21 protein-coding genes are annotated in these 26,218 nt (G+C 71.9%); 10 read left to right on the forward strand and 11 right to left on the reverse strand.

Annotated features, from left to right (window positions below; translation table 11 throughout):
* Positions 1–135: 135 nt before the first annotated feature.
* The 4 genes from BN159_RS40430 to BN159_RS40445 all read left to right on the forward strand — a co-directional run bounded on the left by BN159_RS40430 (position 136) and on the right by BN159_RS40445 (position 3,130).
* Positions 136–1,023 (forward strand): alpha/beta hydrolase, encoded by an 888-nt coding sequence (locus BN159_RS40430; RefSeq protein ID WP_015662863.1) that lies wholly within the window; start codon positions 136–138, stop codon positions 1,021–1,023.
* The gene (locus BN159_RS40435) at positions 1,020–1,874 is read left to right on the forward strand and encodes an NAD(P)H-binding protein (protein WP_015662864.1); all 855 of its coding nucleotides are present in this window, start codon (positions 1,020–1,022) and stop codon (positions 1,872–1,874) included. Before BN159_RS40430 ends, BN159_RS40435 begins: the two co-directional genes overlap by 4 nt.
* Positions 1,871–2,848 carry an MBL fold metallo-hydrolase gene (locus BN159_RS40440; protein WP_015662865.1) on the forward strand — a complete coding sequence of 326 codons (978 nt, stop codon included), beginning with the start codon at positions 1,871–1,873 and terminating at the stop codon, positions 2,846–2,848. The genes BN159_RS40435 and BN159_RS40440 overlap by 4 nt, the downstream gene beginning before the upstream one ends.
* 66 nt (positions 2,849–2,914) lie before the next feature.
* A complete protein-coding gene (locus BN159_RS40445; RefSeq protein ID WP_015662866.1) occupies positions 2,915–3,130 on the forward strand; it encodes a hypothetical protein in 216 nt (71 codons plus the stop codon).
* 27 nt (positions 3,131–3,157) lie between these two features.
* On the opposite strand, the gene BN159_RS40450 is transcribed toward BN159_RS40445, so the two are convergent.
* Positions 3,158–4,921, reverse strand: coding sequence for a serine hydrolase domain-containing protein (locus tag BN159_RS40450; RefSeq protein ID WP_015662867.1), 1,764 nt, complete (start codon positions 4,919–4,921; stop codon positions 3,158–3,160).
* Positions 4,922–5,089: 168 nt separating this feature from the next.
* Here BN159_RS40450 and BN159_RS40455 point away from each other — a divergent pair, with 168 nt between their 5' ends.
* From BN159_RS40455 to BN159_RS40465, 3 genes are all read left to right on the forward strand, one after another.
* Positions 5,090–6,199, forward strand: a complete 1,110-nt coding sequence (locus tag BN159_RS40455; RefSeq protein WP_015662868.1) for an NAD(P)H-dependent flavin oxidoreductase — start codon at positions 5,090–5,092, stop codon at positions 6,197–6,199.
* Positions 6,196–7,749 (forward strand): acyl-CoA synthetase, encoded by a 1,554-nt coding sequence (locus BN159_RS40460; protein ID WP_015662869.1) that lies wholly within the window; start codon positions 6,196–6,198, stop codon positions 7,747–7,749. The genes BN159_RS40455 and BN159_RS40460 overlap by 4 nt, the downstream gene beginning before the upstream one ends.
* A gap of 107 nt (positions 7,750–7,856) precedes the next feature.
* On the forward strand, positions 7,857–9,113 hold the full coding sequence (locus tag BN159_RS40465) for a DUF418 domain-containing protein (RefSeq protein WP_015662870.1): 1,257 nt from the start codon (positions 7,857–7,859) through the stop codon (positions 9,111–9,113).
* 6 nt (positions 9,114–9,119) lie between these two features.
* Here the strand turns inward: BN159_RS40465 and BN159_RS40470 are convergent, their stop codons facing one another.
* Positions 9,120–11,531, reverse strand: a complete 2,412-nt coding sequence (locus tag BN159_RS40470) for a penicillin acylase family protein (RefSeq protein WP_015662871.1) — start codon at positions 11,529–11,531, stop codon at positions 9,120–9,122.
* 120 nt (positions 11,532–11,651) lie between these two features.
* On the opposite strand from BN159_RS40470, the gene BN159_RS40475 reads away from it, so the two are divergent.
* Both BN159_RS40475 and BN159_RS40480 read left to right on the forward strand, forming a co-directional pair.
* Positions 11,652–13,151, forward strand: coding sequence for an acyl-CoA synthetase (locus BN159_RS40475; RefSeq protein WP_015662872.1), 1,500 nt, complete (start codon positions 11,652–11,654; stop codon positions 13,149–13,151).
* Between the two features lie 10 nt (positions 13,152–13,161).
* Complete coding sequence (locus tag BN159_RS40480) at positions 13,162–14,031, forward strand: alpha/beta fold hydrolase (RefSeq protein WP_015662873.1); 870 nt, start codon at positions 13,162–13,164, stop codon at positions 14,029–14,031.
* Here the strand turns inward: BN159_RS40480 and BN159_RS40485 are convergent.
* The 4 genes from BN159_RS40485 to BN159_RS40500 all read right to left on the reverse strand — a co-directional run bounded on the left by BN159_RS40485 (position 14,000) and on the right by BN159_RS40500 (position 17,474).
* The gene (locus BN159_RS40485; RefSeq protein ID WP_015662874.1) at positions 14,000–15,745 is read right to left on the reverse strand and encodes an alkaline phosphatase family protein; all 1,746 of its coding nucleotides are present in this window, start codon (positions 15,743–15,745) and stop codon (positions 14,000–14,002) included. The two genes, BN159_RS40480 and BN159_RS40485, sit on opposite strands and share 32 nt — an antisense overlap.
* 136 nt (positions 15,746–15,881) lie before the next feature.
* Positions 15,882–16,301: a DUF7144 family membrane protein gene (locus BN159_RS40490; RefSeq protein ID WP_015662875.1), complete on the reverse strand. Its 420-nt coding sequence runs from the start codon at positions 16,299–16,301 to the stop codon at positions 15,882–15,884.
* On the reverse strand, positions 16,298–16,747 hold the full coding sequence (locus tag BN159_RS40495) for an SHOCT domain-containing protein (RefSeq protein ID WP_015662876.1): 450 nt from the start codon (positions 16,745–16,747) through the stop codon (positions 16,298–16,300). The genes BN159_RS40490 and BN159_RS40495 overlap by 4 nt, the downstream gene beginning before the upstream one ends.
* 103 nt (positions 16,748–16,850) lie before the next feature.
* On the reverse strand, positions 16,851–17,474 hold the full coding sequence (locus BN159_RS40500) for an HdeD family acid-resistance protein (RefSeq protein ID WP_015662877.1): 624 nt from the start codon (positions 17,472–17,474) through the stop codon (positions 16,851–16,853).
* 193 nt (positions 17,475–17,667) lie between these two features.
* On the opposite strand from BN159_RS40500, the gene BN159_RS40505 reads away from it, so the two are divergent.
* On the forward strand, positions 17,668–19,074 hold the full coding sequence (locus BN159_RS40505) for a DUF2252 domain-containing protein (protein ID WP_015662878.1): 1,407 nt from the start codon (positions 17,668–17,670) through the stop codon (positions 19,072–19,074).
* Positions 19,075–19,123: 49 nt separating this feature from the next.
* On the opposite strand, the gene BN159_RS40510 is transcribed toward BN159_RS40505, so the two are convergent.
* From BN159_RS40510 to BN159_RS40530, 5 genes are all read right to left on the reverse strand, one after another.
* Positions 19,124–19,321 carry a hypothetical protein gene (locus tag BN159_RS40510; protein WP_015662879.1) on the reverse strand — a complete coding sequence of 66 codons (198 nt, stop codon included), beginning with the start codon at positions 19,319–19,321 and terminating at the stop codon, positions 19,124–19,126.
* 125 nt (positions 19,322–19,446) lie between these two features.
* The gene (locus BN159_RS40515) at positions 19,447–19,968 is read right to left on the reverse strand and encodes a hypothetical protein (protein WP_015662880.1); all 522 of its coding nucleotides are present in this window, start codon (positions 19,966–19,968) and stop codon (positions 19,447–19,449) included.
* Complete coding sequence (locus BN159_RS40520) at positions 19,965–21,578, reverse strand: MFS transporter (protein WP_015662881.1); 1,614 nt, start codon at positions 21,576–21,578, stop codon at positions 19,965–19,967. The genes BN159_RS40515 and BN159_RS40520 overlap by 4 nt, the downstream gene beginning before the upstream one ends.
* Before the next feature lie 150 nt (positions 21,579–21,728).
* Positions 21,729–24,383 (reverse strand): LuxR C-terminal-related transcriptional regulator, encoded by a 2,655-nt coding sequence (locus BN159_RS40525; RefSeq protein WP_193384305.1) that lies wholly within the window; start codon positions 24,381–24,383, stop codon positions 21,729–21,731.
* A gap of 76 nt (positions 24,384–24,459) precedes the next feature.
* On the reverse strand, positions 24,460–26,064 hold the full coding sequence (locus BN159_RS40530) for an acyl-CoA synthetase (RefSeq protein ID WP_015662883.1): 1,605 nt from the start codon (positions 26,062–26,064) through the stop codon (positions 24,460–24,462).
* Positions 26,065–26,218: the final 154 nt, after the last annotated feature.

Genomic DNA, 26,218 nt, shown 5'->3' on the forward strand with positions numbered 1-26,218 from the left:
TGAGTGGGAGGCGCTGAAGGCCGCCCTGCCGGCCGCCCTGTTCCTCGCCTCCGCCTGAGCGTTGAACGACTCCGGCGCCGCCATCACCCACGCCGATCTCACCTACGCCGACTCACCATCCTGAGAGGACTGTTCGTGACGACCCAGCAGAAAGTCACCTTCCCCGGCGCCGAAGCCACCCTGGCCGGCAACCTGTTCCTGCCCGACGGCGGGAGTCCAGCGCCGGGGGTCGTGGTGGCCGGGACCTGGACCAGCGTCAAGGAGCTGATGGCCGACCGGTACGCCGCAGCACTGGCCGACCGCGGATATGCCGCCCTGTCCTTCGACTTCACCGGCTTCGGCGAGTCAGGCGGCACACCACGGGATGTGGAGGACCCGGCGCGCAAGGTCCGCGACATCCATGACGCGGTGACGTTCCTGACCTCCCACCCGTCGGTCGACGCCGAGCCGCTGGGTGCCCTGGGCATCTGTGCGGCCGCGATGTACATGGCCGACGACGCGGCCCACGACCCTCGCATCGGCTCCCTCGCCCTGGTCGCCCCCTGGTTGCACGACGCCGCCGTCTGCGCGGACGCCTACGGCGGCGCCGACGAGGTGGCCCGGAAGATCACGCTCGCCCGCGAGGCCCGCGCACGGTTCGCGCGGACCGGCGAGATCGACTACGTGCCCGTGGTCAGTGGCACCGACGAACGCGCTGCCATGCCCTACGACATCGACTTCTACCTCAACCCCGAACGCGGCGCCGTCCCGGCCTGGCCCAACCGCTTCGCCGTGATGGCCTGGGAGGACTGGCTCACCTACGACTCCATCGCCCTGGCACCCCGGATCACCCAGCCCACCCAGCTCGTCCACAGCGTGGACGCCGCCATCCCCGACGGCGCCCGCCGCTTCCACGCAGGGCTGGCCGGCCCCAAGGCGATCCTCTGGACGGAGGGCACCCAGTTCGACTTCTACGACCAGGATCCGCAGGTCACCCTCGCCGCCGACACGGTGGCCGCGCACTTCGGCAGGAGCCTGCGATGATCCTTGTCACCGGAGCCACCGGCCAGGTCGGCGGCGAAGTCGTCCAGGCCCTCGTCCGGGCCGGGCACCCTGCCCGCGCACTGGTCCGCAGGACCGTCGAACTGCCGGTCGCGCAGGCCGTCGGTGATCTGAACGATCCGGATTCGCTCGCTCCGGCTCTCGACGGCGTCCGAGGGGTGTTCCTGCTGCCCGGCTACCACGACATGCCGGGCCTGCTCGCCAGGATGCGGCGGGCCGGGGTGGAACGAGTGGTGCTGCTGTCGAGCCTGGCCGCGGTCGCCACCGACACCCGCAACGCCGTCTCGGAGTACATGATCCGCTCTGAGACGGCGGTCCGCGAGTCCGGACTGCCCTGGACGTTCCTGCGTCCCAACGCCTTCATGTCCAACGCCCTGCGCTGGCTGCCCCAACTGCGCGAGGGCGACGTCGTCAAGGACGCCTTCGGCGACGTTCCCATCGCCTCCGTCGACCCGTTCGACATCGCCGCTGTCGCCGTCCGCTCGCTGCTCGACCCCGGTCACGAGGAGCGTGTCCACGAGCTGAGCGGGCCGGAACGGCTGCTCCCCGCCCAGCGCCTGGCCGTTCTGGCCGAGGTGCTCGACCGCGATCTGCGCTTCCACGCCCTCACCGACGAGGAGGCCCGCGAGGACATGGCCGGGCGCATCCCGCAGGAGTACATCGACGCGTTCTTCAGCTTCTACGCCGACGGGACCATCGACGAGTCCCGGATCCATCCCACCGTGCAGGAGGTGACCGGCAGTCCGCCCCGCTCGTTCCGGCGCTGGGCCCTCGCGCACCGCGACGCCTTCACCGCTCCCTCGCACCCTCGACGCGACGAGGGCTCCCGATGAACCGAGGACTGCGGCGCCTGACGGCGGCGGGCTCCGCCCTCGTGTGCGCCCTCGCATCGACGGTGGCGTGTTCGAACGACGACACCTCCGAAGCCCCGGGCGCCGGGGCGGTGCGGCCGGGACGGTTCGCCTCGGCCGACCCGGGCTCCGTCAACACTTACTGGATCAAGGCGCCGGAAGGTCTGGTTCTCGTCGACACCCTGCGCACACCGGCCGACGCCCGGAAGGCCGTGGCGCGGATCAGGAAGACCGGCGAACCGGTCGTCGCCATTCTGCTGACCCACTCCCATCCCGATCACGTGGGCGGCGCGGGCGCCTTCCACCAGGCGTTCCCGCACGCCCCCATCCACGCCTCCCGCGCGACCGACAAGGTGATGCGCGAGGACAGACGGGGCTTCTATCCCCTGGCCCGCTCGGCGCACCCCGGGTTTCCCGCCGAGCTCGTCCACGCCGACCGGATCTTCGAGGACGGCGCGCCGCTGCGGGTGGGCGGCCTGCGTGTGGAGACCGCCCAGTTCGCCGCGGGCGAGTCCGACACGGCGACCGTCTACTACCGTCCCGCCACCGCGGACCTGTTCTCCGGTGACCTGGCGGGCCGCGAGGTCACCCCGGCGCTGATCGAGGGGAACACCTGCGGCTGGCTCCGGATCCTCACGCGGCTGGAGAGCCGCTTCCCCGATGCGAGGACGATGTACCCGGGGCACGGAGTCCCGGGTCCGGCCGCCGCACTCATCGACGAACAGCGCCGGTACCTCCAGCGGTTCCGCGGCCTGGTCCGTCCGGCCGTCGGCCCGGACTCGCCCGAGGGTGCCACGGTCACTCCCGGTGAGCAGAAGTCGATCACCGCGGAGCTGGAGCGCGCCTACCCCGACCACCCCCCGGTCGCGGACCTTCCGAACCTCGTGCGGGAGAACATCAGGGCCGTCGGTCGGGAGCTGACCGCCGAGGGTGCCGCCCGCCACGACAGATGCTGAGCGTCGGCCCATGCGACTGGAGCACCCCGTCGTGCGCGCCGCCCGCCCGACCGGCACGCTGGCCTCATGGTCACCGATCAGCCAGTCGCGGTCCTGCCGCCCGCCGCGGACGGTGGTCGACGCGTCCGTATCGGCGGCCGGTACGTCGGCATCGCCTACGGTCTGCTCGACGTCGCGGCGTTCGTCCAGGAGGCCGGGTTGCAGGACTGGGACGAGATGGACGTCGTGCAGTCCTCGCTGATCGACTGGCAGGGCGGCGGGCCCGAGGCGTGGGGCACCTGAAAGGGGCCATCAGCTCCGGCCGAGCCGTCATTCGGTCGATGCCGTCCAGCCGGATGCCGAGATCCGCGCCGCGTCCGCCGGGCGCGCCTCGTCGAACAGGATGCCGTCGGCGTCCTCGACGCGCAGTCCGTCGACGTATGCTCCCCGGCCCACGTACAGCCGGTCCGTGGCGTACCGCCAGCGCACCGCGAGTTGGTGGGCGGGTGGGAGTGGCGCGGTCAGCCGGTGCCAGGCGCGGCCCGACCAGCCGGTGACCGAACCCGACGGACGCTCCTCGGACTCTCCGCCCGGGCGCACGGTGGTGAACGGCACCGGCTGCCAGCTCGTCCCGCCGTCCGTGGACGCCTCCAGGACCAGGACGTCCGCCTGCGGTTCGGTGTCCCACCACAGCGCGCAGCGCAGCCGCGCCCCGCCCGCCGAGGTGTCCAGCGCGGGGAGGGCGAGCGTGGCCGTGGCGGCGCTCGCCATGCCGGAGAACCAGGCGGTACGGCCATGGCGTGGGCGGACCGGAACGGCTCGGGCCAGGTTGTTGGCCGCGGCCACCCGGGGTGCGGAGCCGGAGCGCCAACTCCGCACCGGATGGACCGAGTTGCCGAGCACCACCAGGAAGGAGTCCGTCGTCGGGTCGAGGACCAGCGAGGTGCCGGTGAACCCGGTGTGGCCCGCGGTGCGCGGAGTGGCCATGGCGCCCATGTACCAGTGCTGGTAGAGCTCGAAGCCGAGACCGTGCTCGTCGCCGGGGAAGTCGGTGTTGAAGTCGGTGAACATCAGCTCCACCGACTCCGGTTCCAGGATGCGGGTCCTGCCGTACGCACCGCCGTTGAGCAGCGTCCGGCCGAGCACCGCCAGGTCCCAGGCGCAGGAGAACACGCCCGCGTGGCCGGCGACGCCGCCGAGGCTGAAGGCGTTCTCGTCGTGCACCTCGCCCCACACCAGTCCCCGGTCGAGGCCCGACCAGGGCTTGCGGGCGTCCTCGGTGGCCGCGATCCGGGGTTTCCAGGCGGCAGGCGGGTTGTAGCGGGTGCGGTCCATGCCCAGCGGCCCGGTGATCTCCTCGTGGAGCAGGGTGTCCAGCGGGCGGCCGGTGATCCTCTCCAGTACCAACTGGAGCGAGATCAGGTTCAGGTCGGAGTAGAGATAACGGGTGCCCGGCGGGTTGAGCGGGGCCTCGTTCCAGATCAGCCGGAGTTTGTCCTCGTGGGTGGGAGCGTTGTACAGCGGGATCCAGGCCCGGAACCCCGAGGTGTGGGTGAGCAGTTGGCGGACCGTCATGTCCTGCTTGCCCGCCGCCCCGAACTCCGGCAGATAGGCGGCGACCTTCGCCTCCAGTTCCAGCGTGCCCCGCTCGATCTGTTGCACGGCCAGCAGGGAGGTGAACAGCTTGGAGACCGAGGCGAGGTCGAAGACGGTGTCCTTCGCCATCGGGATCCGCTCGTCGGCGGGGAGTTCGACGCCGGTGTCGGTCTTCTCGTCGTACGCCGAGTAGCGCACCGCCATGCCGATCGGCTCGTGCAGCGCCACGGTGCCGCCCCGCCCGGCGAGCAGGACGGCGCCCGCGTACCAGGGGTGCTTGGGGGAAGGGCCGAGGAACGCCTCGGCGTCGGTGACGAGTTGCCGCAGATGCGCCGGGAGCAGTCCGGCCCGCTCCGGGGAGCCGTACCGCAGGGTGCTGCGGCCGGAGGCGGCGGCCGCCGGGCCCGCCGGGAAGGGGGCGATGGCCACGGCACCGCCCAGGGCCAGGGCACTTCGGGTCAGTTGACGCCGGGTCAGGCCGCGTCTGCTGTCGGTCATCGAGGTTCCTCCCGCGAGTCCGCCTGAAAGTATCTTTCCGGGATCACCTTGCGCGCTGAAACTTTCCTGTCAGACGGGGGCCGTGTCAACCAGGCATTCGGAAGACGAATCTGACGGACCATCAGAGAACCCCTTCCGTCCTCCGGAGGACTCCGGCATCCTGCGCCCATGCAGACGGAGCTGAGCAAGCAACTGGGAGTCGAGCACGCCGTCTTCGGTTTCACCCCGTTCCCCGCCGTCGCCGCGGCCATCAGCCGGGCCGGGGGTTTCGGGGTGCTCGGCGCGGTCCGCTACACCGCCCCGGACGACCTCAAACGCGACCTCGACTGGGTGGAGGCCCATGTCGACGGCAAGCCCTACGGGCTGGACGTCGTCATGCCCGCGAAGAAGGTGGAGGGCGTCACCGAGGCCGACGTCGAGGCGATGATCCCCGAGCAGCACCGGGCCTTCGTCCAGGACACCCTCGCCAAGTACGGCGTGCCCGAACTCGCCGAGGGCGAGGCGTCCGGCTGGCGGATCACCGGCTGGATGGAGCAGGTCGCCCGCACCCAGCTCGACGTCGCCTTCGACTATCCGATCCGACTGCTCGCCAACGCCCTCGGCTCACCGCCCGCCGACGTCGTGGACCGCGCCCACGGCCAGGACGTCCTGGTCGCCGCCCTCGCGGGCAGCGCCCGCCACGCCCGTAAGCACCAGGAGGCGGGCATCGACATCGTCGTCGCCCAGGGCTACGAGGCGGGCGGCCACACCGGCGAGATCGCCTCCATGGTGCTCACCCCCGAGGTCGTCGACGCCGTCGACCCGCTCCCCGTGCTGGCCGCGGGCGGCATCGGCAGCGGACGACAGGTGGCGGCGGCACTCGCCCTCGGCGCCCAAGGAGTGTGGCTGGGCTCGATCTGGCTGACCACCACCGAGGCCGATCTCCACTCACCGGCCCTCACCCGCAAGCTCCTCGCCGCGGGATCCGGCGACACGGTCCGCTCCCGCGCCCTGACCGGAAAGCCGGCCCGCCAGTTGCGCACCGAGTGGACCGACGCCTGGGACGACCCGGCCGGACCCGGCACCCTCCCGATGCCCCTCCAAGGACTCCTGGTCGCCGAGGCCGTCTCCCGCATCCAGCGCTACGAGGTCGAGCCGCTGCTCGGCACACCCGTCGGCCAGATCGTCGGCCGGATGAACAGCGAACGCAGTGTCCAGGCCGTCTTCGACGACCTCACCCGGGGTTTCGAGCGGGCGGTGGACCGCGTCAACCGCATCGCCGGAAGGAGCGGCCAGTGACCAGCGCACCCCCCATCGGCTTCTGGGCCCAGGCGGCCCGCGAACCCCACCGCACGGTCCTCGTCGCCCCGGACGGCGAGGAGTGGACCGCCGGCCGACTGCACTCGGCCGCCAACCGTCTCGTCCACGGCCTGCGCGCGGCGGGACTCGAACGCGGGGACGCCTTCGCCGTCGTCCTCCCGAACGGGGTCGAGTTCCTCACCGCCTATCTCGCCGCCAGCCAGGCCGGGTTCTACCTCGTGCCCGTCAACCACCACTTCGTCGCCCCCGAGATCGCCTGGATCGTCGCCGACTCCGGCGCCAAGGTGCTCATCGCCCACGAGCGGTTCGCCGAACCCGCCCGCCAAGCCGCCGACGAGGCCGGGCTCCCCGCCACCCACCGCTATGCCGTCGGCACGGTCGAGGGATTCCGGCCGTACGCCGAACTCCTCGACGGACAACCGGACTCGGCGCCCGCCGACCGCACCCTCGGCTGGGTCATGAACTACACCTCGGGCACCACCGGCCGCCCCCGCGGCATCCGCCGCCCGCTGCCCGGAAAACTCCCCGAGGAGGCCTATCTCGGCGGCTTCCTCGGCATCTTCGGCATCAAGCCGTACGACGACAACGTGCACCTCGTCTGCTCGCCGCTCTACCACACGGCCGTGCTCCAATTCGCGGGCGCCTCCCTGCACATCGGGCACCGGTTGGTGCTGATGGACAAGTGGGCGCCCGAGGAGATGCTCCGCCTGATCGACACCCACCGGTGCACCCACACCCACATGGTCCCGACCCAGTTCCACCGGCTGCTGGCCCTCCCACAAGAGGTACGGCACCGCTACGACGTCTCCGCCATGCGGCACGCCATCCACGGTGCCGCGCCCTGCCCCGACCATGTGAAGCGGGCGATGATCGACTGGTGGGGCAACTGCGTGGAGGAGTACTACGCGGCCAGCGAGGGCGGCGGGGCCTTCGCGACCGCCGAGGACTGGCTGAAGAAGCCGGGCACGGTCGGCAAGGCGTGGCCCATCAGCGAACTTGCGGTCTTCGACGACGACGGCAACCGGCTGCCGCCCGGCGAACTCGGCACCGTCTACATGAAGATGAGCACCGGCGGCTTCGCCTACCACAAGGACGAGACCAAGACCCGCAAGAACCGCATCGGTGACTACTTCACCGTCGGCGACCTCGGCCTGCTCGACGAGGACGGCTATCTGTTCCTGCGCGACCGCAAGATCGACATGATCATCTCGGGCGGGGTGAACATCTACCCCGCCGAGATCGAGTCCGTGCTGCTCGCCCACCCGGCCGTCGCCGACGCCGCCGCCTTCGGCATCCCGCACGACGACTGGGGCGAGGAGGTCAAGGCCGTCGTGGAACCCGCCCCCGGCCGCACCCCGGGCCCCGACCTCGCCGCCGACCTCCTCGCCCACTGCGCCGCACGGCTCGCCGGGTTCAAGTGCCCGAAGAGCGTCGACTTCGTCGCGGAGATGCCCCGCGACCCCAACGGCAAGCTCTACAAGCGACGGCTGCGCGACCCGTACTGGGAGGGACGCACCCGAACGATGTGACGACCAGCAATTGGTCGTAGGCGTCGGCCCGGACGTCATCCTTTCGTCGGCCCGCGGTCGACCTTCGGCCGATCCCCGGCGCCGACCGGCCTTCCTAGCGTGGACGCATGACGACCACGTTGACGGACGGCCGGCTGCGGCGCGGCGGCGTACAGCCCGGGGAACGGGCGCTCGCCCCCGATCTCGCCCGCGGCATCATGCTGCTGGGCATCGTCATGTCCAACACCGCCTTCCACCTCTGGGCCGCCCGGCACGGACCGTCCGGATGGCAGCCCGTCTCCGGCTCCTGGCTCGACCACACGGTGCAGTTCACCATGATCACCGTGCTCGACCTGCGGATCTACCCGCTCTTCGCGTTCCTCTTCGGCTACGGCATGATGCAGCTCTACCTCCGCCAGACCACCGCCGGGACCGCGGGACGCGACGCGGTGCGGATCCTCCGCCGCCGCAGCCTCTGGCTCGTCGTCATCGGTCTGGCCCACTCCACCCTCCTCATGGCGGGCGACATCATCGGCTTCTACGGCGTGCTGAGCCTCATCCTGGGCCTTGCCTTCCTGCGGCGCAGTGAACGCGCCCTGAAGTGGTGGATCGGCGTAGCGGTCGCCCTGCTCCTGTTGACCTCAGCCGAACCAGTCATATCGGCGCTGCTGCGGGGCGAGTTGGGTACGCTGGGCGACGCTGGCGCGGAGCCCGGCTTCAAGGCGTTCGCGTCGGGCGAGGAGAGCTGGCTCGGCGCCGCGGGCATCCGGGCGCAGACCGGCCTGTTCATCACCTTCGTCGCCGCGCCGCTGTTCCTCGTCGGCGGCGGGTTCGTGGTGTTCCTGCTCGGCTTCCTCGCCGCCCGGCACCGCGTCCTGGAGGAGCCCGGCCGCCACCGCACCCTGCTGCGCCGGACCGCCGTCATCGGCATCGCGGTCGGCTGGCTCGGCGCCCTGCCCGCGGCCCTCGCCCACGTCGGTGCCCTGGACGTGCCCGCAGACGCCCAGAGCGAGACCGGCGCGCTGACCATCCTGCGGGACGCCACCGGCTACGCCGCCGGACTCGGCTACGTCGCGGCCGTCGCCCTCTTCGCCCACTGGTGGACCACCCGCGAACACCGCCGGGGCGCCACCGCCGTGGCCGCGGTGACCTCCGTCGGCAAACGCTCCCTGTCCTGCTACCTCGGCCACTCCCTGCTCTTCGCCCCTCTGCTGGCCGCCTGGGGGCTCGGCCTCGGCGCCCACCTCGGCAGCGCTGGGATGGCCCTGTTCGCCGCCGCGGTCTGGCTGGTCACCGTGGCGGGCGCGTACGCCCTGGAACGCACGGGCCGCCGCGGCCCCGCCGAAGCGGTGCTGCGACGGCTCATGTACGGCCGTACCCGCTGAGCGGCCTCAGCCGTGCTCACGCACCATGACCACCCGCAGCGCGGGCGACTTGCGGATGTCCTTCTCGCAGAACCGGGACGTCACCCACTTCTCGCCGGAGAACAGCCGCGTCTGGTCGCTGTAGTGGGCCGAGTTGGGGTTCGAGGACTGGGAGTACGACAGCAGCGTGCGCGCCACCGGGCAGCGGCTGCCGTCCCAGCCGACGGCCTGGATGTAGCTGGAGCCGGTCGTCACCTCGGTGTAGCCGCCCTTGGCCGCGTCCCACACCGGCTCGACCTTGTTCCACACGCCCAGGCTCTCGGTGCCGCCCGGCACGGGGATGCGCTGACCGTTGCGGACGACGAACTGGTGCTGCCCGAGCGGGGAGTCCAGCGCGATGCCCGCCGCCCGCAGCTCGGTGACCGCGTCCGCGAGCGCCGTGGTGAAGCCCGGCGCGCCCGTGTTGAGGGTGTTGGGGGTGCCCACCGGGTCCGCCGCCGAGAACGGCACCTTCCACAGCTGGGCCGCCGGAACCGAGGCCGTCAGCTTCCGCCAGAACCGGTCGAAGAGCAGCGCGCCCCGGCTCCCGGTGTCCGTCGTACGGTCCCACGCGGCCAGCACCGCACAGGCGCCCGAGACGTCGACGGCCCTGCCGTCGCTGCCCGTTGCCGTGCCGCCCGGCAGCGCGGCACAGGCCGCCGCCGCGTCCTGCGCGGCCAGGTCGCCCGCGGGCACCCGGTTGGCGAACTGCTGCGCCTGGAGGTCCCGCACGGTCAGCTCACCGCGCTCCGCCAGCGCCGCCACGTCCTCGATCGCCCCGCGCGTCCGCATCGAACGCTGCGTCCCGATCGTGCCGAAGACCCGCTCGTACCCGGTCAGCGGACGGTCCGCGTTGGACAGCCAGGCACTGTCGTTGGAGTTCTCCGCGTATGGCGCGTCCTTGAGCGTCGGCAGCTTCGCGGGCCCGAAGATGCCCGGCTGCACGGCGTCGGGATCGGAGCCCAGGGCGCAGGCGCCGCGCGAGCCGTCGAGGATCGCGAGCCCCGAGGAGGGGTAGGTGACCCGGCCGAGCGGAGTGGAGCAGGACTGGGCCAGCTCGTCGGTGATCCGAGGGAGCACCTGGGACTGGGTGAACAGGGTGTGGCCGGAGGAGTCCGCGGCGATCGTGTTCACCCACGGCAGGCCCTGGGTGCGCCGGAGGGAGCCCAGCACCTCCGCGGTGCTGCGGGCCTTGCTGAAGCCGAGCGCGGTGTCGGAGGCGCGCAGGTTCAGGGAGTTGGGGTCGTTCACCGCGTACGCCGTCGTGGCCGTCCACGGCAGCGGCAGTGAGGCACCGAGCGAGGTGACCACCGGCCCGTACCGGGTCCACCACTGCATCCGCGACACCGGTGCGCCGTCCCGCACGTCCACGGTGACCGTGCGCTTCGTCATCCGCTCCGGCTTGCCGTCGACGAGATACACGGTCGGATCCGCCGGGTCCAGCGTCAGCTGGTGCAGGTTGAGGGTGATGCCCGTCGCGACCGTGTGGCTCCAGGCGACCTGAGCGTTGTGGCCTATGGACACCGTGGCGCTGCCGAGCAGCGAACCGCCCGCGACGTTCAGCTCACCGGGGATGGTCTGCTGCGACTGCCAGAAGCGGCGGCCGCCCTGCCACGGGTAGTGCGGATTGCCCAGCAGCAGCCCGCGGCCGTCGGCCGTGGTGGTCCCGCCGAAGGCCACGGCGTTGGAGCCCATGTCGGCGGTGTCCGCGGCGAGCAACTCCCGCGCCGCGCGGGCGGAGTCCTGAGCGTCGGGCGCCGCGGCAGCCGTGGCCGTCGTCGGCGGCTGCGCGGCCGTGATGCCGTCCACCGCGCGGCCCTCGCCGCCCAGTACCGCGAGCGCGTAGGCGCGGGTGGCGACGTCGAGCGTGCTGACCGGGCGCACCCAGGCGGCTCCCTTGCACGCCGGGTCGGTGATCCGGTTCTGCTTCAGCCAGGCGTTGTACCCGGCCGTGAAGCCGCGGATCAGTTCCTTCGACTGGCGGCTCGGCCCGCGCGGCGCCGGTTCGGCGAGCAGCTTCTCCACCGTGCCCGCCTCCCGTACGCCGCGGAAGTACAGGTCGCTGGAGAGGTTGCGGCTCGCCGAGGACAGCGAGAAGTCGGTGGCCGCGTCGGGCCCGAAGAACCGGGAGCGGTCGCCGCTCACGGTCAGGAAACCGTCGGCGAGCGTGCACACCTGATCGGCGGCCTGCGCCCAACCGGTGCCGAAGCCCAGGTTCGCGTAGTCCTTGGCGACGATGTGCGGAATGCCGTACTCGGTGTAGCGGATCACGGCCGACAGGCCGCCGTGCGAGGGATGTTCGTCGCGGTCATGGCGCTCGGCCGCGGCCGCCGGCAGCGTGGCGGTGGCGGTGAGCAGGGCGACGGCCGCGACGACGAGCCGTCTTGGGCGGATGCGCATCAAGCCTCCCAACGTCATTGGGGGAAGGGGCGGTTGAGCGTACCAACGGGTATGTGCCCGTGGAACATGTCGATCGCCGATGCTTGACCTCCCTTCGGCGGGGGCCGAGGATCAACTGTCATGACGCCCGGACACGGCAGCACGGTTGACGGGGTGCTGCGGCGCAGCGCCCGGCGCACCCCGGCACGCGTCGCGGTCGAGTACCGCGACCGGACCTGGACGTACGAGGAGTTCGACGAGGCCGTCTCCCGCGCGGCGAGCGTCCTGCTCGGCCAGGGGCTGGCCCCCGGCGACCGGGTCGGCTCCTACGGCCACAACTCCGACGCCTATCTGATCGGCTTCCTCGCCTGCGCCCGCGCCGGCCTGGTGCACGTGCCGGTCAACCAGAACCTCACCGGCGACGATCTGGCCTACCTGGTCGGCCAGTCCGGCAGCTCGCTCGTCCTCGCCGACCCCGACCTGGCGGACCGGCTCCCCGGCGGCGTACGGACGTTGCCCCTGCGCGACGCCGACGGCTCACTGCTGGAACTGCTCGCCTCGGCACCCGCGTACGACGGTCCCGAGCCGCGCGGCGAGGACCTCGTGCAACTGCTCTACACCTCGGGCACGACGGCCCTGCCGAAGGGCGCGATGATGACGCACCGCGCGCTGGTGCACGAGTACCTGAGCGCGATCACGGCCCTCGACCTGAGCGCGGGCGACCGGCCCGTGCACTCGCTGCCGCTGTACCACTCCGCGCAGATGCACGTCTTCCTGCTGCCGTATCTCGCGGTCGGCGCGACCAACATCATCCTCGACGCCCCCGACGGCGACCGGCTCTTCGAGCTGATCGAAGAGGGCCGCGTGGACAGCCTGTTCGCACCGCCCACGGTGTGGATCGGCCTGGCCAACCGCCCCGACTTCGCCACCCGCGACCTCGGCGCGCTGCGCAAGGCGTACTACGGCGCCTCGATCATGCCGGTGCCCGTGCTGGAGCGGCTCCGCGAACGGCTGCCGGAGCTGGGCTTCTACAACTGCTTCGGACAGAGCGAGATCGGCCCGCTCGCCACCGTCCTCGCCCCCGACGAGCACAAGGGCCGCATGGACTCCTGCGGCCGCCCGGTGCTGTTCGTCGACGCACGCGTGGTCGACGAGGACGGCAAGGACGTGCCCGACGGCACACCCGGCGAAATCGTCTACCGCTCCCCGCAGTTGTGCGAGGGCTACTGGGACAAGCCCGAGGAAACGGCCGAGGCCTTCCGTGACGGCTGGTTCCGCTCCGGCGACCTCGCGGTGCGGGACGCCCACGGCTACTTCACGATCGTGGACCGGGTCAAGGATGTCATCAACTCCGGTGGTGTGCTGGTCGCCTCGCGCCAGGTCGAGGACGCCCTGTACACCCACGACGGCGTCGCCGAGGTCGCGGTGGTCGGGCTGCCCGACGAACGCTGGATCGAGGCCGTCACCGCCGTCGTCGTCCCGCGCGGCGAGATCACCGAGGCCGAACTGATCGACCACACACGGGAGAAGCTCGCCCACTTCAAGGCGCCCAAGCGGATCGTCTTCGTCGACGCGCTGCCCCGCAACGCCAGTGGCAAGATCCTGAAAAGGGAGCTGCGGGACCGGTTCGCCGACTCCTAGGATCACGGTCGTGCCGACCTTCACAGCAGCCGACGGAACCCGACTCGCCTACCACCAGCACGGGGAGGGCGAGCCCCTGCTCGTCGTGCCCGGCGGGCCGATGCGTGCCTCCTCCTACCTCGGGAACCTGGGCGGACTGGACGCCGGGCGCCGGGTGATCCGGCTCGATCTGCGCGGCACGGGCGATTCGTCGGTGCCGGCGGATCCGGGGACGTACCGCTGCGACCGGCTCGTGGCCGATGTGGAGGCGCTCCGGGCCCACCTGGGCCTGGACCGGATCGACCTGCTGGCCCACTCCGCGGGCGGCAGCCTCGCCCTGCTCTACGCCGCCCGGTACCCGGAACGCATCCGGCGCCTGGTCCTGGTCACCGCCAACCCGTGGGCGCTGGGCATCCCCGCGGCCCCCGAGGACCGCCTGGCCGCCGCCCGGCTCCGCAAGGACCAGCCCTGGTTCGAGGAGGCGTTCCCGGCGCTGGAGTCCTGGCTCGCGGGCACCGGCGAGGCCGGCCCGGAGATCTCCCCGTTCTTCTACGGCCGCTGGGACACCGCGGCCCAACGGCACGACGCCCTCGCGGACCAGGAGTTCAACGACGAGGCCGCGGGCGTGTTCGGCTCCGAGGGTGCCTACGACCCACCCGCGACCAGCGCCGCCCTGGCCCTGCTGACCGCCCCCGTCCTGGTCCTCGCGGGCGAGGCCGACGGCGCCCCGAACCCCGAACTGGCCCGCCGCATCACGGAGTTCCTCCCGAACGCCGAACTCGCGGTCCAGCCCGGAGCCGGGCACTTCCCCTGGCTGGACGACCCGGAGTGGTTCGTGCGCCGGGTGGCCGGGTTCCTCGACGCCGGCCTCAGCCGCCGTCCGGGCCGTACGCCGTCATGAACCGGTCCCGGAACTTGTCCATCGGCCACTGAGGCGCGTCCTTCGCCGGTTTCAGGCCGTCCGTCCAGCCCCAGTCCTCGACCCGCTCCAGGACCTTCGGGTCGCGGGCGACGATGGTGACGGGGACGTCCTTGCTCCGGCTGCCCGCGGTGACCGTCGGCACCGGCTGGTGGTCGCCGAGGAAGACCAGGACCGTGTCGTCGTCGCCGTAGCGCTCGACGTACTCGACGAGGCTGCGCAGCGAGTACTCGATGGCGTTGGCGTACTCGGCGCGGACGTCGTCCGGGTTCTTCCAGACCTCCTTGGGGTCCTTGCCCTCCTCCTTGATCCCGTGGAAGACCGAGCCGTCGCCGAGGTCCTCCCAGTCGATCATGCGGGCGACCGGCGCCCAGGGGTTGTGGCTGGAGGCCAGGATGATCTCGGCCATGATCGGCTCGCGGTCCTTCTTGCCGTGCTCAAGGCGCTCGAAGGCCTCCAGGCTGAACTGGTCCGGCACCGGGGTCCAGCTGAAGTAGGGGCCGTGGTAGCCGAGATGCTCGGAGTCGTAGATGCGGTCCAGGGCGAAGAACTCGCCCTCCGGCCAGGCCCGGCGGACCCCGGGCACGACGCCGACCGTGCGCCAGGCGCCGGTCTTGCGGAAGTAGCTGTTCAGCGTGGCGCGGTCGCTGGTGGTCAGACTCCGGTACCGCTGCTGGTTCTTGATCCACAGGCCGGACAGGAACGTGGAGTGGGCGAGCCAGCTGCCCGCGCCGGTCACCGGCGACTTGAGCCAGCCGCTGCGCGAGGCGAACCCGGCCGCCTTCAGCCTGCCGGTGCCCTCGTCGAGCACCGAGTCGATCTGCCGGGACATCGCCGGATCGTCGATCGCGACCCGGCCGTAGCTCTCGATGAAGGTGAACAGCACGTCCTTGCCGCGCAGTCCGGTGAGCAGCTGGTCGGGCGGGGTGTCGGCGAAGGCGTCGACCGCGGCCTGCTTCCGGAAGACCTCCGCGTCCCGCAGCCCGGCCCGCACCTGCTCGACGCGGTTGTCGACGTAATCGGCGTTGATCTTCGAGGCGAGCGGCACCTCGGTGACCTGCACGCCCAGCGTGACGCAGGTGATCCACGCGGTGCCGAGGATCAGCGTGGTCCGGGTGGCCACCGGCCGGTGCCGGACCATGAGTTCGGTCAGCCGCACGGTCGCCAGCGTCGTCGCGACGAGGACGACCACCAGCAGCACCAGCACCCCCGCCACGGCGAGGACCTGCCCGGTCCGCCCGAACGACTCCCGCACGAACTCCGCCGCGTCGTCCAGCAGGATCCAGTCCAGGACCAGGTCGAAGGGGCGGGCCAGCACCTGGTAGAAGCCCATGTCCAGGAACTTCAGGACGGAGAGCAGACCGAGCAGGACTCCGGTCGCCACCGCGACGATCCGCCGTGGCCGAGGGGGCAGCGAGAGGAGCAGTCCCGCGAGGAGGACACCCTCGGCGGGGATCCGGAAGAACGCGCCGAACGACAGCCGTTCGACGCGGTTCGGCAGCAGCAGCGCGCACAGCACCAGGGCACCGGCGAGCACGGTCGTCGCCACGGTGACGCCCCGGGCCGCCCGGGGATGGCGTAGCCGCCATCCGAACAGTCCGGGGCGCTGAGGCGCGTCCTCCGCCCGGCTCTCCTCCTTCGTCCCCTCCGTCTCCTCCGTCTCGGTGTCCGGCAGTTGGCCCGTGACTTGCGACACCCGTGGTCCCTTTCCCTACGTCCCGTCATCATGCGTACGGTCGGCCGTCGACTTGCGTTCATGTGCCGGGCCGGTCGAACGCACACGGTACGCGCGCACGGGGCAGGTCACCGCGGGACACCGCGGTCGTGTCGGCTCAGTCGACGGGACTGGGGCCGCGCCGCACGCACAGGGCCCAGATGATCAGCGCCGATATCGCGATCAGCACCACCGACCACACCGGGTAGTACGGCAGGGACAGGAAGTTGGCGATGATCACGAGGGCGGCGATCGCCACCCCGGACACCCGCGCCCAGGTCTGCTCGCTGAACAGGCCGAGGGAGACCAGTACGGCGACCGCGCCCAGGATCAGATGGATCCAGCCCCAACTGGTCAGATCGAACTCGAAGACGTAGTTGGGGGTGCTGACGAAGACATCGTCCTCGGCGATCGCCATGATGCCGCGCGTGATGTCGAGTATGCCGGCGATCATCAGCATCACGGCGGCGAAGACCGTCAGGCCCTCGGCCCAGCCCTGCTTCGCGGTTTGGGGTGGTGCGCTGTGTGTCGCAGTCATGCTGCCGCCTCCTTACGGGCGCCCGCGGGGCCGTAGTCGGTGAAGATCAGGGCCTTGGCCCGCTGGAACTCTTCCTCCGTGATGTGGCCGCTCTCCTTGAGCCGCGACAGCTTGGTCAGCTCGTCGGCGCTGCTGGGCCGGCCGCCGGCGGTCTCACGCACGTAGGAGTCGAAGGCCTCCTGCTGCTCGCGGGCCTGCGCGATCTCCCGGCGTCCCATGTTCTTGCCCCGTGCGATGACGTAGACGAACACGCCCAGGAAGGGCAGCACGACGACGAAGACGAGCCAGCCGGCCTTGGCCCAGCCGCTCAGCGCGTCGTCGCGGAAGATGTCCACGATGATCCGGAACAGCAGGATGAACCACAGGATCCACAGGAAGAACCAGAGCATCGCCCAGAAGGTGCTCAGCAGCGGGAAGTCGTACGCGAGGTACATCGCTGTGCTCATGTTGTCGCCTCCGTCCGGGCCCAGGCCCGACTGTCGTTGTCCGTTTTGAGCGTGCCCACGGCAAGGTGGGGGCGGCCTCACCCTCCGGGGGTGATCTGGCGGCTCAGGCGGTGATCCGCCGGATCGCCGCACGCCAGGCGAAGGCCACCGCGAGTTCCATCAGGCCGAGCAGCACCAGCCACAGGCCGAGCAGCCGGGTCAGGGCCACCGCCGACTCGCTCGGCAGGGCCAGCACCACGATCCCCGCGACGATGCCGAGGAGCGCCGCGCCGAAGAGGACGCCCCGGTGCGGCAGATCCTTCGCGGCGAGCGCCGCGTAGGCGGTCAGCAGCCCGGAGACCAGCCACACCACACCGACGATCACCGACAGGGCGGCGATGGTCTGAAGCGGGTTCCGCATGCACAGCACCCCGGCCAGCACGTACAGCACCGCGGTCAGCAGCCCCGGCACCCGCTCACCCCGGTCCTGGCCGAAGACCGCCACGAACCGGAACGCGCCCGTGACCAGCAGATACAGTCCGAAGAGCACGGCGACCACCTGGAGGGTGGCGTCCGGCCAGACCAGCAGCAGGATGCCCGGCAGCAGGGTGGCGAGCGCCGATCCCAGCATCCAGGTCCAGGAGCCGCCGAGCCGGCCGAGGACGTCCTCGGGGTCCTCGCGGGCCGTCCCGCCGGGGGGCTGCCCGGGCGCGGCCCCCGGCCGTGCCGAGGCATGCGATTCGGTCATGGCTCCTCCTCGCCCCGACGGGACACGCCGCCGCCGGGACCGGCGGGGGCGGTGTGTGGAGTTCCCACCGGGCCAGCGTCGCCCGCCCCGAACCGCACCGGATCACCCGTCACGGGTGATCCTCGGCGCCGGGGCGGCGGCGAGGGTGGACTGGGAAGTGCCCCGGCACACGCAGCCGACGAGGAGGCCTGCCATGACCCAACGGAGCGCGTACTCCGTACACCTGACGCCGGGCGAACGGGTGACCTTCGGCAGGCAGGCGCGCAGCCGCGTGCCCCGCTCGGCCCAGGGACGGTTCGACCCCGGCTCCGGCCGCTTCGATCCGGTCGAGGTGATCGAGACCCAGTCGGCGACCCGGCTGCCGGAACTGGTCCCCCTCCGCTACGGCCGCATGCTGGAGTCGCCGTTCCGCTTCTACCGCGGCGCGGCGGCGATCATGGCGGCGGATCTGGGCGCGACCCCGGACACCGGGCTCACGGTCCAGCTCTGCGGCGACGCCCATCTGCTGAACTTCCGGCTGCTGGCCTCGCCGGAGCGGCATCTCGTCTTCGACATCAACGACTTCGACGAGACCCTTGCCGGGCCGTTCGAGTGGGACGTCAAGCGACTGGCCGCCAGCTTCGCCATCTCCGCCCGGGCGAGCGGCTTCACGACCGCGGAACAGGACGAGGCCGTGCGGGAGTGCGTACGGGCCTACCGGCTGCGGATGCGGGAGCTCGCCGGAATGCGCGCACTGGACATCTGGTACGCCCAGGACGACGCCGACTCCATGCAGGCACTGATGGCCTCGTCCATGGACAAGAAGGCCAGACGGCGCACCGCACAGGCCACGGCCAAGGCCCGCACCCGCACCCACATGCAGGCCTTCGCCAAGCTCACCGCGGACACCCCCGAGGGACGGCGCATCGCCCCCGACCCACCGCTGATCACCCCGCTCGCCGACCTGACCGACACCAGTGCCGCCGAGACGGAGAAGGAACTCGCCACCGTCCTGGACCAGTACACGCACACCCTGTCCGCCGAGCGCCAGCACCTGCTGCGCCACTACCGGCTCGTCGACGTGGCCCGCAAGGTCGTGGGCGTCGGCAGCGTCGGCACCCGCTGCTGGATCCTGCTCCTGCTCGGCCGGGACGACGACGATCCCCTCCTGCTCCAGGCCAAGGAGGCCCAGCGCTCGGTGCTCGCCGCGCACACGGGCGGCGACGACTACGACAACCAGGGCCGCCGCGTGGTCGACGGGCAGCGGCTCATCCAGACCACCAGCGACATCCTCCTGGGCTGGACCCATGTCACGGGCCTCGACGGCCGCGAGCGCGACTTCTACGTACGGCAGCTGCGGGACTGGAAGGGCATCGCCCGCCCCGAGACCATGGACCCGCCCTTGCTGAACCTCTTCGCCCGGCTGTGCGGCGCCTCCCTGGCCCGCGCGCACGCCCGGTCAGGCGATCCCGTCGCCATCGACGCCTATCTCGGCGGCAGCGACCGCTTCGACCGAGCGCTGACGGGGTTCGCGCAGCTGTATGCCGATCGGAACGAGCGGGACTTCGAGGCGCTTGGTGCGGCCGTCCGCTCCGGGAGGGTCACCGCTCGCACCGCTTGAGACGCCGGTACCGCTTGAGAGGCAGTGTCACGACCGTCCGGCCCGGGGCTCACTCGGGCCGGCGGCGCATCTCCACGATGCGCAGCCCCAGGGACTGGCAGCGGGCCACGAGACCGTAGATGTGGGCCTCGTCGAGCACGCGACCGAACAGGATGGTCTGGCCGGCCATCACCACGTGGCTCAGTTCCGGGAAGGACTTGGCGAGTGTCTCCGACATCTGCCCGTCGACACGGATCTCATAACGCATGGGCGTTCTCCCGCGGAAGGTGGTGCGCGGGCGGAGGTGAAAGATGCGCGGGGACGGCACCCCGCCCTTCGATACTCCAGGGCGCACCGTCCGGCGGCCTCACCCGGCAGAGGTGATAGTGCGCATCAGTGCTTCACGAACAGCTTGACGCCGACGATCAGCAGACCGAGCAGCAGATTGATGGAGGCGCTGACGACCACCAGCCGCCAGGAGGCGCCCACCCGCTGCGCCGCCCGCACCGACCAGCCCACCTGCCCCACCACGGCGACACACAGCGCCAGCCAGACGGCGCCCTGCACATCCAGGCCCAGCAGCGGGCTCACGGCGATGGCGAGCGCCGGAGGCAGGGCGGCGCGCAGGATCGGCCACTCCTCGCGGCACACCAGCAGCACCGTGCGCCGGTCCAGGGCGCGGCGCGCCAGCCGCTCACCGAACAGCTTGGCGTGCACATGCGCGAGCCAGAAGACGACGCCGGTCAGCACCAGCAGCACGACCAGTTCCACCCGGGGAAAGTTGCCGAGCGAACCGGCGCCGAGCACCACGGAGGCGGCGAGCAGCGATCCGTAGACGCCCCCGGTGTAGTCGGCGTGGGCCCGCCGCTCGGCGCGGCGCGCGGCACGGGCCGCTTTGGCTTCCGCGGACTTCACGGCGCCGTTCCGGGACCGCGGTCACCTGCGGGCGGAGTGGTGTCCGGGCGCGTGGGCAGCCGGGTGGTGACCAGGAAGGTCGCCAGGGTGACACCGCCGGCCGCGAGGATGGCCGCCTTGAGGCCCTTCAGCTGGGCCGAGGCGTAGTCGTCCACGAGGGCGTCGACCTCGGCCGGCGGCAGCCCGGCCTCCTCCGCCGCCGTGCGCACCTGGTCGGTGGGGACGAAGGAGATCCCGGCCTCCAGGGCGACGCTCGTCCGCTCCTGGGCCTCCTGCGACAGCCGCGGGTCGTCCTCGACATGCGTGGTGAGGGACTGGGCGAGCGCGCCGATGAGCAGGGAGCCGATCAGCGCGGTACCGAGGGCCGAGCCCAGGTTCTGGGCGGTGTACTGAAGCCCGCCGACCTCGCTGCGCTCCTCCTCGGTGGCGCTGGACTGCACGACGTTGCCCAGTTGCGAGACGAGCAGGCCCATGCCGAGGCCCAGCAGGGCCATGGCCCCGGCGAACTGGCTGTCGTCGATCTCCGGGTCGATGGTGGCCAGCAGCCACACGACGGCCGCCGCCAGGGTCACCAGCGAGAGCCTGACCAGCCTGCGCGGCGGCACATTGCGCGCGAACCGGGAGGCGCCCAGAGAGGCGACGAGCATCGTGGCCGAGACCGGCAGCAGCCGCAGCCCGGTCTCGAAGGCGTCGAAGCCCTGGACGACCTGGAGGTAGAGCGGGATGGCGAAGAACAGGCCCAGGAGGATGAGGTTCTGGCTGACCATCGTCAGCAGCCCGGCCCGCAGAGCGGGGCGCTCCAGCAGCGTCAGATGCACCAGCGGATCCGTGCGCCGGGCGACCCGTCGGCGCTCCCAGGAGACGAAGGCGTACAGCACGAGCGCCGAGGCGCCGATCACAAACAGGGTCGGGGCGAAGCCGAACACCGTGAACGGCGGGTTCCGCGGCTGGACCCAGCCCCAGGTCCCGCTCTGGAGCACACCGAGGACCCCGAGGCCGAGACCGGTCGCGGACAGGGTCGCTCCGACGCCGTCCATCCGGGGCCGGGGACCCGTACGGGGAACCTCCTTGATCGCCCGGTGGCCCACCAGCATGGCCGCGACGACCACGACCTCCCCGGCGAAGACCAGCCGCCAGGTGAGATACGTCGTCACCCAGCCGCCGAGCAGCGGCCCGACCGCGATGCCCGCGCCGGCCAGTCCGCCGATGACGCCGTAGGCCACGGCCCGGTCGCGTCCCCGGTAGGACTCGGCGACCAGCGCGGCCATGGCCGGCAGCACCAGGGCCGCGCCGAGCCCCTCGATGACCGACCAGCCGATCGCCAGCACCCACACCGTCGGAGCGACCGAGGTGAGCGCCGAGCCGGTGGCGTAGACGACCAGTCCGAGCAGGAACAGCCGGCGGCGGCCGAGGATGTCGCCGAGCTTGGCGCCGACGGCCATGAACGCGGCCATCATCAGCGCGTACAGCGTGATGACCGCCTGGATGGCGGTGACCTCGGTGTCGAAGTCCTCGACCAGCTGGCTGATCGACACGTTCATCACGGAGGTGTCCAGCACCATCAGGAACTGGGCCGCCCCGAGCACGATCAGAGCCCGCCAGTGCGCCACGGTCACCTCACCGGATCGGCCCGGGACGCTCGCGGGGGAGGCCGGGCGGCGACCTCGTGCACACGGCCGCCACCACCCATGTCACCCCGTGCGACCGCCGGGCGCCTCACCCACCGCGGGGGAGGCTCCGCCGTCCGCGACCGGCCCGGTTCACAGCAGGCCCAGCTCCCGCGCCCGCCGAACCGCGTCCGTGCGCCGGTTCACGCCCAGCTTGCGGAAGACGCCCTTGAGATGGGTCTTGACCGTGTTCACGGAGACATAGAGATCGGCCGCGATCTCCTCCGTGGACATCATCTGTGCGAGCCGCACCAGCACATCGCGCTCCCGGGCGCTCAGCTCCTCCACCACCAGCGGCCCCATCGCGCCGGGCTCGGCGCCCCGCAGCAGCCAGTCCTCGGCGAGCGGCTCCCGGGCCCCGGTGCCCAGCATCCGCAGGATCCAGGGCCGGGCCTCCAGGACGGGCCTGCGCAGCCGTTCCCGGCGGGCCTCCAGGAGCGCCCGGTTGAGGACCCGCCGGGCCGCCGCCGGGTCCCCGGCCTCGCCGTGCGCCTGCGCGCGCACCAGCAGGGCGGGCACGGTGACCGCGGGACCGGCCTCGCCGTCGGACGGCACGGCGTCGAGCAGTTCGAGGGCCGCGTCGGGATGTCCTACGGCGATCAGGGCCCGCGCGGCCTCCACGGCACAGGCGGTCTGGTCGTCGGGGGCCGCGAGCAGGGCCCGTGCTGCCGTCTCGGGTCGGCCCTCGGCGAGATGCGCGGCGCAGGCGAGGGCGGCGGCCCGGCCCCGCTCCCAGGGGCAGACCACGTCGGCGGTGACGGGGGACTCGGTCGCGGCGAGCGCGGCGGCGGTGTCCCCCTGGGCCAGCCGCAGCCGGGCCGTGGCGAGCGCCCGGCTCGCCGCGGTCACCGGGTCGTCCTGTCCCGCGGGACCGAACGCGGCCGCCTCGTCGAGCAGGCGCTGGGCCTCGTCGAGTTCATCGCGCTCCACGGCCACGGCGGCCCGGACCAGATGCCCCACGCTCGACCCCGAGGACGGCGGCAGTCCGTATCGCTCGGTCTCGGTCAGCGCGGCGAGCGCCTTGTGCTCGGCCCGGTCCAGCCAGCCGTCGAGGTAGTCCATCAGCGCGAGATGGCTGAGGCTCTCCTGCCGGGGCAGCGCCGTCTCGGCACCGGCGGGGGAGGCGACCACGGCGCCGAGGGCGTCCCGCGCCTCCTCGAACCGCCCGGCCCACAGGTGGGTCGTGCCCAGATCGGTCAGCAGCAGGGCGTTGAGCTCCGGATGCCGCTTCAGCAGCCCGGCGGGCACGTCGTCCTGGAGGTGCCGAGCCGACCGGGCCGCCTTCTCCGCCCGCCCCGGGGCGCCGGTGAGGCGGGCGGCACGGGCCTCCAGCAGCGCGCAGCTGAGCTGGGCCGCCGTGGGATCGGACGCCTCGGTGGCCAGGGTCTGCTCGGCGTGGTGCAGATGGGCCAGGCCCCGGCCGACGTCGCGGTGGTGGAGCGCGCGGGCCGCACGGATCAGCTCCGCGGCGGGGCTGGTGGTCTCGGGAGTCATCCGGGAGAACAGCCCGGCCAGGCCTTCGGCGCGCAGTCCGGTGAAGAGCTGCCCGATGGCCAGGTCGTCGACCAGGGCGGCGGCGGTGAACTCCCAGTCGCCTGCCGCGGCGCCGTGCGCGAGGGCATCCGGGAGGTACCCGCAGTGGTGCAGCCAGTGGGCCGCCCGGCGGTGCAGCCGGGGGCGCAGCCCTGGCCGGGTCACCTCCAGGTGGGACCGGAGGATCTCCCCGAGCAGGGGGTGCAGCCGGTACCGGGAGTGCCCGAGCGACTCCACGAAGGCGTTGCGGCGACGCAGCCCCTCCAGAATCGGCCCGGCGTCGCGGCGGCCGGTGAGGGTGTTCGCCAGGCCCGGGGAGAACCGGTCCAGGACGCTGACCCGCAGCAGCAGGTCCTGGGTCTCGGAGGACTGCCGGGTGAGCACCTCGCCCAGCAGATAGTCGGCGACCGTGCTCTGCCCGGCCTCGAACTCCTTGAGGTAGACCTCGGCGTCGTCGGCGTCCTGCGCGGCCAGGGCGCACAGCCTGAGGCCCGCGGCCCAGCCCTCGGTCCGCTCCATCAGCGCCCGGGAGGCGTCCAGGGACAGCTCCAGACCGTGCAGGGCGAGCAGGCCCCTGGTCTCCTTCGGGGTGAAAGCCAGCTCGGCGTTGCGGATCTCCGTGAGCGTGCCGGCCGCGCGGTAGAGGTGCAGCGGGAGCAGGGGCTCGGTGCGGGTGACGAGGACCAGGCGCAGTCCGGGCCCGGCGTTCTGGAGGACGAACTCCACCTGCTCGGTGATGGCGGGGTCGGTCACCCGGTGGTACCCGTCCAGGACGACCACCACGGGCCGCTCACGGGCGGCGAGCCCGACCGCCAGCCGGGCCAGCAGCTTGTCGTCCACCTGCTGCGCGTCCGCCGGGGAGCCGACCTCAGCGGGTGTGAGCACACCCTGGCACCGCAGGGCTTGCAGCAGATAGGCCCAGAACAGCCCAGGGGTGAGCTCAGAGTCGACCGTGAGCCAGGCAACCGGGTCGTCGAGGCTGTCGGCCCAATCGGCGACCAGCAGCGTCTTGCCCGCCCCCGCGGCCCCGTTCACCATGGTCAGCGGCGTGGTCAGGCCCAGATCGAGATGATCGTGCAGCCGCTTGCGGCGCAGAAAAGTGGGGGGCCTCGCCGGGACGGTGAACCGCCCCGGCAGATACGGAGCGCCCAGCGGATCGACCTCCGAGGCCGCCGCGCCGGGTCCACCCGGTTCGATCGCGACCACACCGACCACCACCGTCGTCCGCCAGGTTCTGGTGACTGTTCAATCTCCAGAATCCCAGCTTCGGCACCACGCGGCCCGTCGAGACCTAGGCGTCCGCCGCCGCGGCCACCTCCCGTGCCCACCGGTAGTCCGCCTTTCCGCTGGGTGAGCGGCGGACGGCTTCCGTGAGCACCAGCTGGCGGGGGATCTTGTACCCCGCGAGGTGCGTGCGGCAGTGCGCCTGGATGTCGTCCAGGGAGGGGGGCGCCGCGCCGTCGCGGAGTTGCACCACGGCCGCCACATGGTGGCCCCACTTCGCGTCCGGCACCCCGGCGACCAGGGCGTCGTACACATCGGGGTGGGACTTCAGGGCCTGCTCGACCTCCTCCGGGTACACCTTCTCGCCGCCGGTGTTGATGCACTGCGAACCGCGGCCGAGGACGGTCACCACACCCGCCTTGTCGACGGTCGCCATGTCACCGAGCAGCACCCAGCGCCGGCCGTCCTTCTCGAAGAAGGTCTCGGCGGTTTTGGCCGGGTCGTTGTAGTAGCCGAGCGGCACGTGCCCGCACTGCGCGACCCGGCCGACCTCGCCGACCCCGACCGGCTCATGGGTGGCCGGATCGACCACCTGCGTACGGGAGTTGACCCGGATCCGGAAGCCCCGCCGCGGGCCGGAGTCATCGGTGGCCGTGCCGTTGAAGCCGGACTCGGAGGAGCCGAAGTTGTTGAGCAGCATGACGTGCGGCATGAGGTCCAGGAACTGCCGCCGCACGGTCTCCGACATGATCGCCCCGGACGACGACACGGAGAACACCGACGAGCAGTCCGTGCCCTTCATCGGCCCGCCGAGCGCGTCGATGAGCGGCCTCAGCATCGCGTCGCCGACCAGCGAGATACTGGAGACCTTCTCCTTCTCGATCGTCCGCAGCACTTCCTCGGGCACGAACTTGCGGTGCAGCACCACGCGTTGGCCGAAGTTGAAGCCGATGAACGCGGTCAGGGTGGAGGTGCCGTGCATCAGCGGGGGAGCGGGGAAGAAGGTGATCCCGGACCCGCCCGCCGCGACCCGCTCGGCCAGCTCCTCGGGCTTCTTCACCGGCTCACCGGTCGGTGCCCCGCCCCCGAGCCCCGCGAAGAACAGGTCCTCCTGGCGCCACATGACCCCCTTGGGCATCCCGGTCGTGCCGCCGGTGTAGATGATGAACTGGTCGTCGCCCGAGCGCGCCGGGAACCCCCGCTCCGGCGAACCGGCCGCCTCGGCCTGCGCGAACGGCAGACCGGGCGGCCCGTCCGCCCCCACCCGGACCAGATGCCTCAGCCGCTCGGCCCGTGGCCGCGCCGCCGCCACCCGGTCCGCGAACTCGGCGTCGAAGACCACCGCCACCAGATCGGCGTCCCGGTAGAGGTAGACCAACTCCTCTTCCACATACCGGTAGTTGACGTTCACCGGCACGATCCGCGCCTTCAGGCAGCCCAGCACGGTCTGGAGGTACTCGACGCCGTTGTACAGATGCAGCCCGAGGTGCTCGCCGGGACGGATCCCGCTGTCCAGCAGATGGTGGCCGATCCGGTTGGCCGCCGCGTCCAGCTCGGCGTACGTCAGCCTGCGCTCCGCGCCCGTGCCGGGGTGGTCGAGATAGACCAGCGCCTCACGGTCCGGCACCGCGTCCACGACCGACTCGAACAGGTCGGCAAGGTTGTACTCCACCGCTCCTCCTGACCTCGCCCCTCGGTTGCCGGTCATCAGAGCAAAGGGCGGCTCGGCTGTGAAGACTCCGCGCACAACAAATCTGACTGTCTGTCAGAAAACTCTTGAAGTGCTCGGGCGGCTCCTGCAACCTGTTCTCGTTCTCACGGGGGCT

The organism is Streptomyces davaonensis JCM 4913, assembly GCF_000349325.1.
GTDB lineage: Bacteria > Actinomycetota > Actinomycetes > Streptomycetales > Streptomycetaceae > Streptomyces > Streptomyces davaonensis.

Excerpts from the sequence above, each read along its gene's own strand:
- BN159_RS40510 (WP_015662879.1), bottom strand. The coding sequence starts at position 19,321 with ATGCGTTATGAGATCCGTGTCGACGGGCAGATGTCGGAGACACTCGCC.
- BN159_RS40435 (WP_015662864.1), top strand. The coding sequence starts at position 1,020 with ATGATCCTTGTCACCGGAGCCACCGGCCAGGTCGGCGGCGAAGTCGTC.
- BN159_RS40500 (WP_015662877.1), bottom strand. The coding sequence starts at position 17,474 with ATGACCGAATCGCATGCCTCGGCACGGCCGGGGGCCGCGCCCGGGCAG.
- BN159_RS40445 (WP_015662866.1), top strand. The coding sequence starts at position 2,915 with ATGGTCACCGATCAGCCAGTCGCGGTCCTGCCGCCCGCCGCGGACGGT.
- BN159_RS40470 (WP_015662871.1), bottom strand. The coding sequence starts at position 11,531 with ATGCGCATCCGCCCAAGACGGCTCGTCGTCGCGGCCGTCGCCCTGCTC.
- BN159_RS40490 (WP_015662875.1), bottom strand. The coding sequence starts at position 16,301 with ATGACTGCGACACACAGCGCACCACCCCAAACCGCGAAGCAGGGCTGG.
- BN159_RS40465 (WP_015662870.1), top strand. The coding sequence starts at position 7,857 with ATGACGACCACGTTGACGGACGGCCGGCTGCGGCGCGGCGGCGTACAG.
- BN159_RS40505 (WP_015662878.1), top strand. The coding sequence starts at position 17,668 with ATGACCCAACGGAGCGCGTACTCCGTACACCTGACGCCGGGCGAACGG.
- BN159_RS40455 (WP_015662868.1), top strand. The coding sequence starts at position 5,090 with ATGCAGACGGAGCTGAGCAAGCAACTGGGAGTCGAGCACGCCGTCTTC.
- BN159_RS40450 (WP_015662867.1), bottom strand. The coding sequence starts at position 4,921 with ATGACCGACAGCAGACGCGGCCTGACCCGGCGTCAACTGACCCGAAGT.
- BN159_RS40475 (WP_015662872.1), top strand. The coding sequence starts at position 11,652 with ATGACGCCCGGACACGGCAGCACGGTTGACGGGGTGCTGCGGCGCAGC.
- BN159_RS40440 (WP_015662865.1), top strand. The coding sequence starts at position 1,871 with ATGAACCGAGGACTGCGGCGCCTGACGGCGGCGGGCTCCGCCCTCGTG.
- BN159_RS40495 (WP_015662876.1), bottom strand. The coding sequence starts at position 16,747 with ATGAGCACAGCGATGTACCTCGCGTACGACTTCCCGCTGCTGAGCACC.